At 50.6% G+C, this 14,693-nt stretch carries 11 protein-coding genes; 7 read left to right on the top strand and 4 right to left on the bottom strand.

What is annotated here, in order from left to right; translation table 11 throughout:
* Nucleotides 1-3 precede the first annotated feature (3 nt).
* From KJS69_RS20685 to KJS69_RS20670, 4 genes are all read left to right on the top strand, one after another.
* Nucleotides 4-144, top strand: a complete 141-nt coding sequence (locus KJS69_RS20685) for a hypothetical protein (protein WP_213585695.1) — start codon at nt 4-6, stop codon at nt 142-144.
* 166 nt (nt 145-310) lie between these two features.
* Nucleotides 311-2,335, top strand: coding sequence for a cache domain-containing sensor histidine kinase (locus KJS69_RS20680; protein ID WP_213585694.1), 2,025 nt, complete (start codon nt 311-313; stop codon nt 2,333-2,335).
* Nucleotides 2,332-3,996 (top strand): response regulator, encoded by a 1,665-nt coding sequence (locus tag KJS69_RS20675; protein ID WP_213585693.1) that lies wholly within the window; start codon nt 2,332-2,334, stop codon nt 3,994-3,996. The genes KJS69_RS20680 and KJS69_RS20675 overlap by 4 nt, the downstream gene beginning before the upstream one ends.
* A 238-nt stretch (nt 3,997-4,234) precedes the next feature.
* Nucleotides 4,235-4,534 (top strand): hypothetical protein, encoded by a 300-nt coding sequence (locus KJS69_RS20670; protein ID WP_213585692.1) that lies wholly within the window; start codon nt 4,235-4,237, stop codon nt 4,532-4,534.
* A 205-nt stretch (nt 4,535-4,739) separates the two neighbouring features.
* Here the strand turns inward: KJS69_RS20670 and KJS69_RS20665 are convergent, their stop codons facing one another.
* Nucleotides 4,740-5,024, bottom strand: a complete 285-nt coding sequence (locus KJS69_RS20665) for a hypothetical protein (RefSeq protein WP_213585691.1) — start codon at nt 5,022-5,024, stop codon at nt 4,740-4,742.
* Between the two features lie 429 nt (nt 5,025-5,453).
* Here KJS69_RS20665 and KJS69_RS20660 point away from each other — a divergent pair, with 429 nt between their 5' ends.
* Nucleotides 5,454-7,073: an extracellular solute-binding protein gene (locus KJS69_RS20660; protein WP_213585848.1), complete on the top strand. Its 1,620-nt coding sequence runs from the start codon at nt 5,454-5,456 to the stop codon at nt 7,071-7,073.
* 723 nt (nt 7,074-7,796) lie between these two features.
* Here KJS69_RS20660 and KJS69_RS20655 read toward each other — a convergent pair.
* Nucleotides 7,797-8,123, bottom strand: coding sequence for a YnfA family protein (locus tag KJS69_RS20655; protein ID WP_213585690.1), 327 nt, complete (start codon nt 8,121-8,123; stop codon nt 7,797-7,799).
* 354 nt (nt 8,124-8,477) lie between these two features.
* Between KJS69_RS20655 and KJS69_RS20650 the strand changes: the two genes are divergently transcribed.
* Both KJS69_RS20650 and KJS69_RS20645 read left to right on the top strand, forming a co-directional pair.
* Nucleotides 8,478-9,296, top strand: a complete 819-nt coding sequence (locus tag KJS69_RS20650) for an SPL family radical SAM protein (protein ID WP_213585689.1) — start codon at nt 8,478-8,480, stop codon at nt 9,294-9,296.
* A gap of 296 nt (nt 9,297-9,592) precedes the next feature.
* Entirely contained in the window at nt 9,593-11,344 is a 1,752-nt protein-coding gene (locus KJS69_RS20645; RefSeq protein ID WP_213585688.1) for a Rieske (2Fe-2S) protein, read from the top strand.
* A gap of 316 nt (nt 11,345-11,660) precedes the next feature.
* Here KJS69_RS20645 and KJS69_RS20640 read toward each other — a convergent pair whose 3' ends face one another.
* Both KJS69_RS20640 and KJS69_RS20635 read right to left on the bottom strand, forming a co-directional pair.
* Entirely contained in the window at nt 11,661-12,710 is a 1,050-nt protein-coding gene (locus KJS69_RS20640; RefSeq protein WP_213585687.1) for a metallophosphoesterase family protein, read from the bottom strand.
* Nucleotides 12,711-13,059: 349 nt separating this feature from the next.
* Nucleotides 13,060-13,629 (bottom strand): hypothetical protein, encoded by a 570-nt coding sequence (locus tag KJS69_RS20635; RefSeq protein ID WP_213585686.1) that lies wholly within the window; start codon nt 13,627-13,629, stop codon nt 13,060-13,062.
* Nucleotides 13,630-14,693: the final 1,064 nt, after the last annotated feature.

Below are 14,693 nucleotides of genomic sequence, written 5' to 3'. Positions count from 1 at the left end.
TTGATGGCTATGGAGATTATGTTGGCTGCGATGGCTATGGATGAGCTCTCCGGCCCCGAGTATACCGGCATTGCAACAATCAAGGCCTTGGAAGCTGCAGGGATTAGATTGCCAGAGTCCACCTCATCATTTATCGTCGAGTAACCTAGAGTAATACTAAATATAAAGGATGTAAGCGTTGGAATACACCGACTATGGTGACCGAAGAGGTGGAAAATATTGACCTGTCTTGTTAAAATCCAGTTTAATATTTATCGTTAAGGGAGGGGATCGGCTACAACACCTTTACCCCGGAATAGAGGTCGAGAGAATGTTCAAGATCAGACAAAGTCTTCGCAACAAATTGATCGTATTTTTACTGGCGGCCACGATTGTGCCGATCGTGACTTCTATTATCATTACCTATCAATACACGAAAGAAACCGTCGCTCAAGAAAGCGTTGTCACCAGCGCCAACCTGTTGTTTCAAGGGAAGACCAATCTGCTTCATTATTTGGACATTGTGCGCAAAGCCTCGTTTGCTTTGGATAATGATGCGATTATCCGGGATATGTTCAACTACCCGAGGTCCCTGGATGATTACAGCAGCTTTATGGATGAGAGAGAGATCTTTCGCTTCCTTCAATCGGTAAGTCATACCGTGCCGGAAATTCATCAGGTGTATCTTTACTTTCAAAAAAGAGGGGATGCTTATGCGGCGATCAATGACAACTTTCGGCGCAACCGGAAGGCGGCTGCACCGGACCCTCCCTTGCTCCCGGATCCGGTTGTGAGGGTAGAGACCACCCATATGAGCAGCAATTATCACTTTGATAATTTTCCATATGTTCCCCAGCAGATGGTTCTGACTCTTCACCGTACGATTTTGGATGCGCCATCCACGGAAGTGCTGGGACGAATCTCCATCGATATAGCGCTGGATACGATTCGTGCCATTGTCGAACGGCTGTACAATCGGGAGGAAGAGCTGCTGTACGTACTGGACGAGCAGGGAGCGATCGTCTATAGTCCGGATTCGGAGCAAATGGGCAAAGTCCTGAAGGAACCGTGGGTGGAGCATTTGTTGAGCAGAGGGGAAGAGAAGGGCAGCTTCTCTTGGAGGGATGAGAGCTTTGCGGGAATGAATATTTATGAGAAATTGGAGACCCCATACTTTCAGTGGACGCTCGTCAAACGAATTCCATTCGATGTTCTGTATCAAAATGCCCGGCAGCTGACCGCAATTAATACGCTCGTGTTCATCGGTTTCCTGGTCATCGTTATTCTGGCCACGTTATGGATTTCATTCCATGTAACAGCCCCGATCAAACGATTGATCGGGTATATTAACCGGATTCGCACCGGGAACCTCCAGGTAGAGATTGAAGTGAAGGGCAGCGATGAGCTGGCGCTATTGGGTACTCGCTTCGCTTCGATGATGGAGACGATCAACGAGCTGATATTGCGTGAATACCGGCTGGAGCTGGCTAATAAAACGAACGAGCTGAAGGCTTTGCAAGCGCAGATCAATCCGCATTTTATCAATAATGCAATGCAGTCGATCGGGACGCTGGCGCTGCAGCAAGGGCAGCGGCAAATTTATTCCCTTATTTCCTCTCTGGGAAAAATGATGCGCTACAGCATGAACACGAACCAATCGGTCGTTCCTCTGTCGGTGGAGGTCGATTATGTGAAAGCTTATCTGGATCTGCAAAAGCAGCGGTTTGGCAATCAGCTGGCCAGCGAGTTTGATCTGGAACCGGAGGTGCTGCAAACTCCGGTTCCGAAGATGATTCTGCAGCCTCTGGTCGAAAATTATTTCAAGCACGGCTTTGATTCGTCGCTGCGAGGACAACAGATTCGGTTGACCGGAGCTGTAACGGCGGAAGAGACGGAGGCAGAGGCAGGAGCAGAAGCAGAAGTGTTAGCAGGAACAGGAGCAGAAGCGGTAGCAGGAACAGGAACAGGAGCAGAAGCGGTAGCAGGAACAGGAACAGGTGCAGGTGCAGGTGCGGGGGCAGGAAGGATGCTCCGGCTGGAAGTGTCGGATAATGGCCGAGGAATGCCGCCTTCGTCGTTGGCGAAGCTTAAGGCTTCGTTGGAGCGGGATCATAGCGGAGGAGCTCTGGATAATGAAACCGCACCCTCCCCTTCGGCGAAGAACGGAACGGAGACGGGAGAGGCGGCAGGCTCAGTCTTCAATGACCATATCGGCCTGAGCAACGTCCTGCTCCGCCTGAAGCTGTACTATGACGATCTGGCCCGATTGGAGGTAGCGGCCAATGAGCCGCAGGGGTTCAAGGTCATTCTATGGATTCCCCTTAAAGAGGAAGCAAGAAAGGACGGAAAGCAATGAAAGTACTGGTCGTGGACGATGAACAACATGTGCGGGATGCGATTAAACTGCTGATGGACTGGGAGCGGTATGGAATCTCTTCGGTCTATGAAGCTTCTGATGTCCAGTCCGCGATTGCCATTATGAAGCGGGAACAGCCGGAGATCGTGTTCACGGATATGATCATGCCGGGTCAGAGCGGAGTGGAGCTGCTCGAATGGATTCAGCATCATGCCGGCTTGACCAAGGCGATCGTCATTAGCGGACATGACGATTTTGAATACGTGAGGGGGACGGTCAAGCACGGCGGAATCGACTATATCCTGAAGCCGATCGATCCTGAAGAATTGCATGCCGCCGTAAGCAAGGCGGTGCAGCTCAGGGAAGAGGAGGAGCAGGAACGGAGCCGTGAACGCCGACGGACGATCGAAATGAATCAGATTAAGCCGGTGTATTGGGACCAGATGTTCTCGCAGCTACTGAACGAGCCCTCTTATTACCGCTCCATTCGCGAGAATTTGCGAGATGAGTTCAAGATAGCGCCGCTTACTCATCCGGAATGCCAGGTAGCCATTCTTCACCTGGATACGATGAACAGACGAGTCCGTCAAAAGTTCGCCTCCGGCAAAGATCTGCTCTTTTTCAGCCTGATTAATATATGCAACGAATTTCTTACAGCGGAAGGTAGGGGATACGCATTTCGCTGCTGGAACAGCGCAAGCGAAATCGTGCTGCTGCTGTGGGAAGATTTGAGCGCCTCCGGCTCGCTGCTGGAAAGCTTGAATGAGGCGATCGGCCGGACACTGGGCGGGAGATTTGAATTTGGTTTAGGCAGGGTTCATCCGTTTCCGGAAGGGCTTCCTGAATCATTCCGGGAAGCGGGCATCGCGCTGAGACAGCGTGATTTGCTGCGGAGAAGCCGCTGGATACATCCATACCTTCCAGAGCAGGAGACGGCTCCAAGCCTTTCGCTGCATTTGACCGATTTCGAAGAGAGCTTGCGCTTTGCGGTCAGCAGCGGACAGGAGAGGCGGATCACCGAGGCCGTGGGCCGCTGGTTCGAAGCGGTAGCCCGGCTCCCGTTAATTCCGCTGCAGCAATTCGAGCTGTGGATTCAGGAGTACGAGGTGCTGAGAACGGCCTGGCACAATCAATATGCGGCGGATGCCGAAGACCCGGAGCGAACGAATGCCCGGATGCGGGAGCAGGGGCCGTGCATCATTCCCCTGACGGACGAAGGGACATTGTCGGTAGAGCAATGGAGGAAGGAATTGACCGGAAGTCTAATGGAACTGTCCAGGCGGATCGAGGAGAATCGCAAAAGGGAACGTAACGGGATTTATGAAATAGAGCGGTATATCCGTCAGCACTATGATGAGGAAGTCGCTCTTCATGATCTGTCTGCCCGATTCCATTTAAGCCGGGAATATATTTCTCGAAAGTTTAAACAGGTATTCGGGGAGAATCTGTCCGACTACACGACCCGCATCCGGATGAGCAAAGCGAAGGAACTGCTGGCTAACCGGAATTTAAAAGTTGCTCAGGTGGCGGCGATGGTTGGTTATGTGGATGAGAAATACTTCAGTAAAGTTTTCAAGAAATACGAAGGACATACCCCTAACGAATATCGGATGAGGCATAAGGGGAAAGACGATTCTGCGACGAGCGAATCTGGACGCTAACATGAAGTGGCAATACCCCGTCTGCTTGGATTGGACGGATGCTTGAAGGGTGGTATGGACCTGTCCCTTTCTTTACGACGCGGACCTCTCCTGACTTGCATGGCTGCACAGGCATTGGCATAGGGAATACCCCCTTCACAATATTAAGGAACAGGGCCTATACTAGCAGGTCATAGATCCCTTCATATGTCTCCTATATCCCCTTTTGACTGCTATCCCCTTCGATCAGGAGCCTGGAATGCTTTTGACCGCTATCCCCTTCGATCAGGAGCCTGGAATGCTTTTGACCGCTATCCCCTTCGATCAGGAGCCTGGAATGCTTTTAACCGCTATCCCCTTCGATCAGGAGCCCGGAATGCTTTTGACCGCTATCCCCTTCGATCAGGAGCCTGGAATGCTTTTAACCGCTATCCCCTTCGATCAGGAGCCCGGAATGCTTTTGACCGCTATCCCCTTCAATCAGGAGAGCGGAATGATAATAAGCAATAGCCACCTCGGCCTCAGGCGAGCTTTTTTGCATCAAAGGAATAACGGTTGATTTCTGTCGTGTGATTTCCTCTGGACCGAGTGTGGGCATTGGCCTTATCACTCTCCGAAAAGGGCGCGCTCTAATCGATCTGCTCGAAAGGGGCATGGCATAATCGACTGCTCGAATGAAGGGATGGAGGTAAGGGAGTAGTTGCGGAATAGAAAGTTCCTGAATGAAGGGGATAATGGTCCAAAAGGTCTCATCATAAAGCAGCCTATCCTGCTAGCAGCGGTCCATGAGCCTTCGCATTAAAGTCATCCTCAGGCAGGCCTGATTGCCTTTGTTGCGATAAAACTGTGTGGGTATACTGGCCCAATGCCTTTTGTCCTCCGTAAGTATCTTCATATAATCCAGCAATGACGAAACCGGCCCGAATCTGGCCTTGTATTTGGGCTTCCAGCGTATGACCGAATTCCAATGCGTTTCCGCTCTGTCCAATCTCTTCTTCCGATGAGTAATCTAGATCCGAATAGGGGAAGGAGTATTTAACCTGAAGCACTCCTTTCTCTGCAAGCTCCCAATCGAATTAGGAATACGGAATCTATTACACCTACTAAATATTTATAAAATTCGAAATATTTCGTATTTTAATGCAAGTTAGCTGAATATAACCTTGACGGCAGGAGGTTTATTCAATAAAATGGAAGCGATTTTGATGCGGTGCAGACTTTCGAATGTCCGTATTTTGTAAGATCCGTACCGAAATGCCGCTTAAGAAGGGAGCGTGATTCCAATTTAGTGAGATTGTCCAGGTACCAGGTTCCCAGTGAATTAAATCTGACTCCTTTGTAAACGCTTACCGTTTGTTTTTTATAACATGGGATTTCGGTCAGTGAGTGATCTGGCGGGCAGATTTGATATATAGTGACTCTAGCAGGCAGTTGCCGGTCGAGGCTGAATCGTCTATCCCTGGAGGAGGCCATTCATGATGAGGAGAAGAGCGTGGTGTTCGCTCGCATTGTCTGTTACTTTGACAGGTACATTACTGTCGGCATGTGGAGGTGGAGGCGGGGGCGGTAAAGCGGAGAGGGACGACAGCATTCTGGATAATTTGAATGAAACGGGAATGCCGATCGTTAATGAGCCGATTACGATGAAAGCTTTTGCCGGGAAGTTTTTTGCCTCCGCCGATTGGAACAATCTGATGCTCTGGCAGGAATATGAGAAAATGACCAATCTTCATATGGAGTGGGATACGGTTCAAGTAGAAACATTGACTGAAAAGCGCAATCTTTTGCTAGCCGGGGGAGATTATCCGGAGCTGCTGTATGCTACCGCGGTCTCCAAGCCCGATCTGATCCGGTATGGAACAGAAGGGGTGTTCCTTCCACTGAATGATTTGATAGAGGAATATGCCCCCAATTTCAAAAAGCTGATGGATGACTATCCGATTGTCAAAAAAGGAATAACGATGCCGGACGGGAACATCTACTCTTTCCCGACGATTCGCGATCCTGAATTCATGGCCGTGCGAACGAGAACGCCCTGGATGAAGAAGGAATGGCTGGATAACCTCGGCCTGCAGGAGCCGACGACGCTGGACGAATTTTATAATGTGCTGAAGCAGATTAAGGAAGGAGATCCGAACGGGAACGGGCAGGCGGATGAAATCCCTTATGGCGCCTTAGGAATCAGCCAACTGCTGGACTTCCTGAAAGGCTCCTTCGGGCTGAACAACCACGGGACAGCTAATGTCCATATTGATGAAGATCCCGAGACGAAGAAGCTGCGGTTTATTCCTGCCGATCCACGTTATAAAGAAATATTGGAGTATACAAATAAGCTGTACAGCGAAGGGCTGATCGATAAGGAAATTTTATCGCTCAAAACAGCGGAATTTACGGCGAGAGCTTCGGAAGGGGTATACGGCTTCGTCTCCAATGTAAATCCGGAGTCGATCTTTAACCAACAAGGCTACATTGGGATGCCAGTCTTGGAAGGTCCTTACGGGGATCGGAAAAATACGGCGATCGGTTCTCCGCTCGGAAATTTGGGTCAATTCATTATTACCGACAAGAATCAAAATCCCGAAGCTGCCGTTCGCTGGATGGATTACTTCTATAGCGATGAAGGAGCGAGAATGTTCTTCATGGGCTTTAAGGACGTAACCTACAAGGAGCAGCCGAGCGGTGAACTGGAATATACGGATGAAATCATTAACAATCCTAAAGGGCTTAACCTGGATCAGGCGGTCAGCCAGTATTTGATTTGGCCGGGAGGCTATTATCCGGGCATTATTAAGCATAAGTTTTTTAAAGGAGCGGAGGGTCGTCCCTCTTCAATAGAGAACACCACTAAGGCTCTGCCCTACACCCTTAAAGATGAAGAAATCTGGCCCGCCTTTAACTTTACGACCGAGGAGCAGGATGAATTGACGACGATTCAATCCGATCTGGATATCTTTATCGAAGAGATGAGAGATAAATTCATTACGGGCGCCGCTTCGTTCTCCGAGTGGGACGATTATGTCCAAAAGATGGAGAAGATGGGGCTGGAACGTTACATGAAAATCTATGAGACGGCCTATGAACGCTACCAAAAGCAATAACCACCCGCCGCATCGAAACGCCTCCTGATATCTCGCGCGCGTGAAACCTCCATTGCTATCCCGGCAGTGTAACGTTCGGCAGAAATAAGAGATATACGTATTCGTCAAGGACAACAACTTTCCCGGCAACTCACTAAAAATAACTGGGAATAGACCGAAGGCGGAGGGAGGCCATCTTAGCTTTACTTTCACGAATCATCTGGAAGCTTGTCACTGGAGAGGAGACAATTGCTAATGAAATCCGTTCGAAAATCATCGAACGGTCACAGCAACGCGTGCCGGAAAGGCGCGCGTTGCGCATTTTTTATAGCGTATTATTTCCATGGAAGGTTAGATTGTCCCATGTCGGTAAACAATGGATACTATCGGGCACACAAGGTGGGAGTCGGTCATGATTGGCAGGAAGCCTCTCTCTATCTTGAGGGTTGAATCACCTCTCCGTACTGCAGGGGCAGTCCCTCACAGTCTTAAGGGAATGAGGCACCTCATGGATTGACGGGGATTCCTGCTCTTCTTCACCCTTTCGTGCCGCCGAAACATAGAATACGACAAAGGGGCGGGTGAACGATGGAAGAGAGGGAAATGGGTTTGGCCGGTCTTGTCTGGGGAGTGCTGCTTAGTATACCATTGTGGCTCTCCATCTTCGGATGGGTGCAAATTATTCGAGACTGGCTCTCTTAGGCGGTTCAATGTTTAATAAACCAAGAAATTCGTCCCTGTCCGCTAGGAACGGGGAGCCCAGAGGATAACAGCTACACCGGCGAGACAAATCGCGGCTCCCAACCAATCATAGAAATCGGGCGTCTGCTTGTCCACCGCCCATCCCCATAAGACAGCCAATACGATGAAGACCCCGCCATAAGCAGCATAGACTCTGCCAAAGTTAGGGAAGCTTTGCATAGTGAGAACAACCCCGTAGACAATGAGTACCAGACTTCCCAAGAGGCCATACCAGGATGGTTTGGACTCTCTCAGCCACAGCCAAATCAGATAACCCCCGCCGATCTCGGCCAGCCCTGCGGCCAGGAATAGGATGAACGCACTCAACAAATGCTTCTCACTCCTTCCAAGTTTCGTTATCAAAGGTAACCGATACAAGGCTAAAAGGCAATATCCTTATGGAAGACTTCCTAATTTGCTTCAGCTATCCATCCATTTCCTCCGCAATGGAAATTGCAATGCAAATCATTCGGGCATGACATGCTATTTTTGAACATTGCAAGTGCACGATTGCAGTGTTATATTTTCACTAAGTTTCCAAAATAGATCGGCGAATGTTTGCGAATATGATTCTAAATGGCTGTCCTTAATTGGACGAGGCTCTTTAGGTGAAATGCAAGGCTGCGGGTTGAAGCCGCCTCTTGGCATGCTTCGGATCAAGAGGATCTCTTAGGAGGGATAAGCATGAAGAAGGATATCGAGTATAAAAAATCCGCGAGGCTGTTGAATCCGGGCAGCGGCTTTTTGCAGGGGTATTCCCATACGCTGAATCCTTACGGAGGGTGCACTTTTGCTTGCACTTACTGTTATGTTCGCAGAATGCCTGTCGGTTTGTTTCGCGGCAAGGAGTGGGGGAACTGGGTCGATGTCAAGACCGGAGCCAGGGAACAGCTGCTTAAGGAATTGCGCAGCGCCAGGCGTAAAGGACCGGTAACCATCTTCATGTCCTCCAGCACCGATCCGTATCAGCCGGTAGAATATAAGGAGCAGGTGACCCGCTCCTTGCTGGAGGCGATGATAGAGGAGCCGCCGGACTTTCTGTTTGTTCAGACACGCAGTCCGCTTGTGACGAGGGACAAGGATTTGTTCCTGCTTTTGCAGGATCGGATTCGGGTCAGCGTAACGGTGGAGACGGATTTGGAGGAGGTGCGCAAGGCTTTTGCGCCATATGCCCCACCGATTCCGGCGAGACTTAAAGCGCTGCAGGAACTGACAGAAGCAGGGATTCCGACCCAGGCCGCGGTTGCCCCTGTTTTGCCCTCCGGTGATGACTTTGCTGCCAGGCTAAGCCGGGTTACCAACAGAGTATGCGTTGACGATTATTTTATGGGAGACGGCAGCGGCGGCAAACGAACGGAGCAGTTGGGAATGCGCAGCCTTTATAAGCGATTGGGTCTGGAGGAATGGTACCGGCCTGATGCCTATCAGCGGGTTATCGAAGGAATGAGTCGCGAGTTCCCGCCTGATCGGCTGTTGATCAGCCGGGAAGGTTTTTCACCGTAACGGTTTGCTGCCGCGCTGTGGCGTTCATGGACCGTAATTATTTCCGTCAGTATGGCCTGTACGTTCCGGACCGTTTATATTAGCCGGTTATCTCTGGATCGAATCAAGCCCCTATTCCCTAATAACAAAATAAAGGATCTTCCCCTGCTGCCTCCTTTTTTATGTATAATGGAAATAATAGGCAGTTAAATAAGCGACATGACTTATGTGTTATAGCATATCACCGCATTTCTGATCTATTTCATCCTATACTCGTACTCACATAGGACATGTAAGCGATTTAGGGAGGAATTAGAATGAGCCAGTGGACTTACGCCGGATCGTTGCAGGAACTGCAAAGCGCCGGGGCAAAGGTGATTAAAGGCGGAATCGCCGTGTTCGTGCACGAAAGACAGGTATATGCGGTCGATAATCGTTGCCCTCATATGGGTTTTCCGCTTCATATGGGGAGCTTATGCGATGGAATTCTAACCTGTCACTGGCATCACGCCCGATTCGATATATGCAGCGGGGGGACGCTCGATCCGTGGGCCGATGACGTGCCGACTTACGAGGTCAAAGTGGAGGAAGGCGGCGTATGGGTCCATCCGGAGCCGCGAACGCGTGGAGGAGCGGAAAAGCATCTGAAGCGGCTGCGGGAAGGGCTGGAGCAGAACATATCGCTGGTCCTTGCCAAATCCGTCATTGCTCTGCTTGATGCAGGAGTGCCGGAGCAGCAGATCGCGCGGGTGGGAATCGAATATGGGATCGTCCATCGCTCGAGAGGCTGGGGCTCGGGACTGACTATTCTCGCAGCTATGGTTAATATTCTGCCGAAGCTGGACCGTTATGGACGGATTCTCGCTTTATTCCACGGTTTGCGCCGCGTGGCTGCCGATTGTGCCGGAAGCCCGCCCCGTTTCCTGCTGGAGCCGCTGCCGGATACGGAGGCATCGCTTGAGCGCTTGGCCGCTTGGTATCGCCAATGCGTGGAGGTTCGGGATACGCAGGGGGCGGAAAGGGTGCTTCTAACGGCTATCCGCCAAGGGGCGGCGAAGAACGAACTGGCGGACATGATGCTTGCTGCCGTTACGGATCACTTCTACCTCGATGGCGGACATACATTCGATTTTCATAACAAAGCCTTCGAAATGCTGGAGCATCTGGACGAAGGGCAGGAGGGATTGGTCCTCGCTTCGCTCGTTCCGCTGCTGGCCAATCCGACGAGAAGCGAGGAGAGAAATAACTGGCGGCATCCGATCAATCTCGTTGCGCCATTATGGGAGGCGTTCGCCAAGCTGCCGGACATACGGGAAGCCGCGGACGATGATTCGGAGAGCGCTGTGCCTCTGGATGAAGAGGCGCTGGTGGAGCTGCTGCTCGGGGATGAGCCGCTTGAGACGATCGCGGCCATAACTGCAGCGCTGGTGGACGGCGTTTCTCCGGTGCGCATCGCCCGCCTGGCCGCCTTGGCTGCGGCAGAACGGATCGTCCGCTTCCATACGCAGAATGACTTCGGCGATTGGATCGCCGTCCTGCATACGTTCACGCATGCCCATGCCGTTCACAAAAGCTTGCTGCGCGGGTCCGGAACGCCAACCGTGCGGGCGGTCTATTATTCGGCGGTCAGCATTTACCTCGACCGCTTCTTGAATATTCCGACCGCGCCTAAGGCGAATCCGGAGCAGGCCGCCAAGCGCGGGCATACGACCGATCCGAGCGAGCTGCTCGAGCTGCTGAACCAGCGTCAGCAGGTGGAACAAGCGGCCGACTGGGCGGCGCATTACATGAGCCGGGACGGCGACGTTCAGGCGCTATTCAATACGCTCGGGCACTCTTTGCTGCGGGAGGACGCTGAATTCCATTCCTATCAGATGCTGGAGGCTGGAATTCAGGAATACGACCGCTGGTCCGAGCTGTCCGGACCCCTCGCGAAGAGGGCGCAGGAGACGATGGTGCTGGCGATCACGCGGTATCTGGCAGCGCATGCGCCGACGGCAAGGGAGCTGCCGCACGTGGCCAGAATCGCTTGGCGGCTTCACCGGGGAGAACGGCTGTTTGAAGAGTAGTAAGTTTCCATTGGAAGTACTAGTATAAAAACCCGCTCTCCCTACGGCCTTACGGCGGTAGAGAGAGCGGGTTTTTGCAGCTGTTGCGCCCACTAGTAGCTGCTTAGCAAGTTTATTCTTGCGCACTGAGGGCAGATCCCCAGAGCGCGGTGTGGCGTAGCATGACGGCAGTCAATTAATGCACCGCACATGAATGTTGCGGCTCAAAATAAGAGCATTTTTACCTCTAATACGCCGGCATTGAAGCTTTCGGATGAAAACAAGGGTATTATTACCCTTATTTCAGCCGCATATGTAGCTTTATTTAATGGAGGTATCATTTGGATGCTGATTCCATAGGAACCCGCCATTCTGCGACGTCAATCCATTGGCGAGTGGTGAATTCCCGGCCTCGCACATGGATTTCTTTTTCATAAACCTGGATATACATTCCTTGAGCATGACTGTCGGTTGAAGGGGCGGAAGGACGAAGCCTTCCCACAGCCGAATTGGAGAACCAGTGGATGTTTTCCTGTGTGGCATAATGGTTATCCGTGTAAAAATCGCGGTGGGTATGCCCGGAGAATACGAAGACGTTGCGATAGGGCTTCAGAATCTCGCGGAATTCATTGGCCCGGATGAGCCGGTGTGTTCCTCCATCGGAGCCGACGGCAGGCAGCGGTTGGTGAATCATGATTAAAGCCGGTTCTCCGTCCGTATGCTCGGCCATTTTATTTTGCAGCCAATTCAGTTGCTCGTCGGAGTACCAGGCCCCTTCACCTACCTCTTCTCTTTCTTGCAGATAAGCTTCTTGAGACAGCATGATCAGATGAATGCCGTTAATCCATTCGTCGGCATAGGGTTTATCGTAATTCATATACTGCTGAAACCGCTCTCTTGACTGGGCATCGGTTTTACCGTTCGGCATCGTGTCCGTAGCAAAGCCGCCTTTATCGTTAATCCAAATATCATAGTAATCGTGATTCCCCATATTGGCGTGCAGTTTGGGTAAATCATAGCTGTCCAGCAAGGACCAAAGCAGCTTATATTCTCCTTCTCGGCCGTAATCGGTCAGATCTCCGCCCATCACTACGGCGTCGGCGTTGGGGTTCAACTGCGTAATATCGTCCAGAGTTGCTTTGAGCTTATCCGATGTCGTCGTATCATAAAGACTTATATGCAAGTCGCTCAGCAGAAACATTGAGAATAGCAGTTGTCCTGTTCTTTCCTGCTCGGTTCTCTCTCCCGCTGCGACTACCTGATCGGGTTCATCCGGCTCGGGCTCCTCCGTCATTCCGAACAGCCGCCGCAAGAAAGACCAAAATCCGCCAAAAACTAGAATGAAAACAGAAAAAAGCATTTTCAAAAAATGGCGTCGTGACATCATACACCTCCAAGCTGTCATCCTAAGCCAGGATGCTATATTTGTTATTATACACTTTGTTCATGCTCGAACCAAAATCATGAGGACATATCTATTCGGCGACACCTCCAAAAAGCAGCCAGCGATGCTGTCTAACCGCGATTGCTCATACTCGAATGACTCCGATTGTAGTTTTTCTCTAAATTGGATTCCCTAAGAGGGCTCTTATCCGCTATAATGGCAAACATATACAGAAAGTTCGAGTGATGTCGGAATAGGGGGATCGGGAGAACGGGTTGGGGAGAGGATGACGATTTTTGTCGCAGTGGGGAGAAGCGCTGAAGAAATAAAAAAACCGCTGACCTGTAATGGCTCAGCGATCTTTTTTGAACGATTGGAAGGCTTTGTCTCTTTCCCAGGCGGTAGGCTCGCCGTAGGCTTCCCAGACTAAATCTCCGGTTGCGAAGTCATACCAGAGCATGTGCCTCTTTTCACCCTTTTCCCGGACAAACCATACGATGTTCTGTGATCTATAGTCATGGGGAACGATGTGCATTTCGGCAATTTGATCCGTCTCAATCCCTTTGGCCTGTAGAGATTCTACGATGGCTTGTTCGGCTACGCCATCGGTCTCAAGAACAGCTCCATAAACTTCTATCGAATCGTCCTTCCCTGCAACCCATACATATTTGTCCAGTCCGTTATCATCTTTGCCTGTCAGCATCAAAAACGAGGGACCTCCCGGATGGATCGCTTGAATTTCATCTACAGAGGCAAGTAATTTTTGATCCAGTACATAGGCTTGGGCCGCATCGTGCGTCGGCAAATCCTTCGCCATATTCTGCCGTAGATTCTGGTTCCCGGTCCCGTACATTAACAGGAAAACGATAAGCGTCGTTCCGGCCAAAAGCGCCAATAAAATCAACGTCGCTTTAAGCTTCATGTCGACTTCCCCCTCCTAGTAACTGCAAGCTCATTTTAACAGATCGGGTATCTCCCGACAAACTGGACTTCTAAACGTTTTGTGACAGAATCCAAACCGAATGCCGATGAATAGAGTAGGGAGCTGCGGAAAGCCGAGATGGAGCAACAAAAAGAGGAAGAAAAGAGTGGACAGAAGAGTTAAGAAGGGGAGATAAAAGAGGAGTTGGAAAAGCGTTAGAAAAGCAGTTAGAAGGGTAGTTGTAAGAGCGGTTAGAAAAGTAGTTGGAAAGCAGTTAAAAGAGTAGTTAGAAAGCAGTTAGAAAGCAGTTAGAAGAGTATTTCTATGAAGCGTCGGGAACTGGAAAACAGCAAGGTTACATAGTAATACGAGTAAATAGAGTAAGGTGCGCAAGAAAGAGTGTAAATCAAAACAATATCGATTGCCTGCAAAAATGGAGCGACCAAGCCTAGGTCGAGTGAGGTAGTAGGTGTGAACCCTGCTTGGAAAGGCGCCAACCACGCCACCAATAACGAGTCTTGGAGCGGACATGGTAACAGGTCCGTTTAAGCGTAGACAGATAGGATGCAGGCCTGAAAGTGAATGAGCCTCGAAATGCAGAAATTGGGAAGGCCGACGGCGTCATTTTACCGGAAGGCAACATTCCACTAGGCGTAATAGGTGAGTCTAGACGGGGCTTCCCCGGGGTCGAAGAGCCAGGCATGTATACCAATAATCACTCGGCAACTTGGGAGACCCTGACACTCTTCCCATACTAAGTACTCTTTAGGAACGGTATGAGGAGTATGGCGGCCAAGCAATGAAACGCAAGAAAGCCAAATGGTAGTCAGGGAGTCGGATCGCCGCATAGTACCAAAGAAGCCGATGTAATGTTGGTGGAGGGAAGGCGAGCGACACAAAGATCGATCTTGTTAAGAAAACATTTCCTGCACAACGGAGGCAGAACCAAAGTGGAAACCAAATTAGCAAGAATAGCAAACATGGCGAAGTCAGACCCGAATCTAAGATTTACTTCCATTGGACACCTCATTAATGAGGAGGCGCTCATTGCATGTCACAGGAAG

Source organism: Paenibacillus sp. J2TS4 (genome assembly GCF_018403245.1).
Taxonomy (GTDB): domain Bacteria; phylum Bacillota; class Bacilli; order Paenibacillales; family NBRC-103111; genus Paenibacillus_L.
Note: the sequence above shows the minus strand (reverse complement) of the source record. Positions and strands in the feature narration are given on the sequence as shown.

Bases quoted from the DNA above. Each gene is read 5' to 3' on its own strand.
- KJS69_RS20685 (WP_213585695.1), top strand. From the start codon at position 4: ATGGCTATGGAGATTATGTTGGCTGCGATGGCTATGGATGAGCTCTCC.
- KJS69_RS20680 (WP_213585694.1), top strand. From the start codon at position 311: ATGTTCAAGATCAGACAAAGTCTTCGCAACAAATTGATCGTATTTTTA.
- KJS69_RS20675 (WP_213585693.1), top strand. From the start codon at position 2,332: ATGAAAGTACTGGTCGTGGACGATGAACAACATGTGCGGGATGCGATT.
- KJS69_RS20670 (WP_213585692.1), top strand. From the start codon at position 4,235: ATGCTTTTGACCGCTATCCCCTTCGATCAGGAGCCTGGAATGCTTTTG.
- KJS69_RS20660 (WP_213585848.1), top strand. From the start codon at position 5,454: ATGAGGAGAAGAGCGTGGTGTTCGCTCGCATTGTCTGTTACTTTGACA.
- KJS69_RS20650 (WP_213585689.1), top strand. From the start codon at position 8,478: ATGAAGAAGGATATCGAGTATAAAAAATCCGCGAGGCTGTTGAATCCG.
- KJS69_RS20645 (WP_213585688.1), top strand. From the start codon at position 9,593: ATGAGCCAGTGGACTTACGCCGGATCGTTGCAGGAACTGCAAAGCGCC.
- KJS69_RS20640 (WP_213585687.1), bottom strand. From the start codon at position 12,710: ATGATGTCACGACGCCATTTTTTGAAAATGCTTTTTTCTGTTTTCATT.
- KJS69_RS20635 (WP_213585686.1), bottom strand. From the start codon at position 13,629: ATGAAGCTTAAAGCGACGTTGATTTTATTGGCGCTTTTGGCCGGAACG.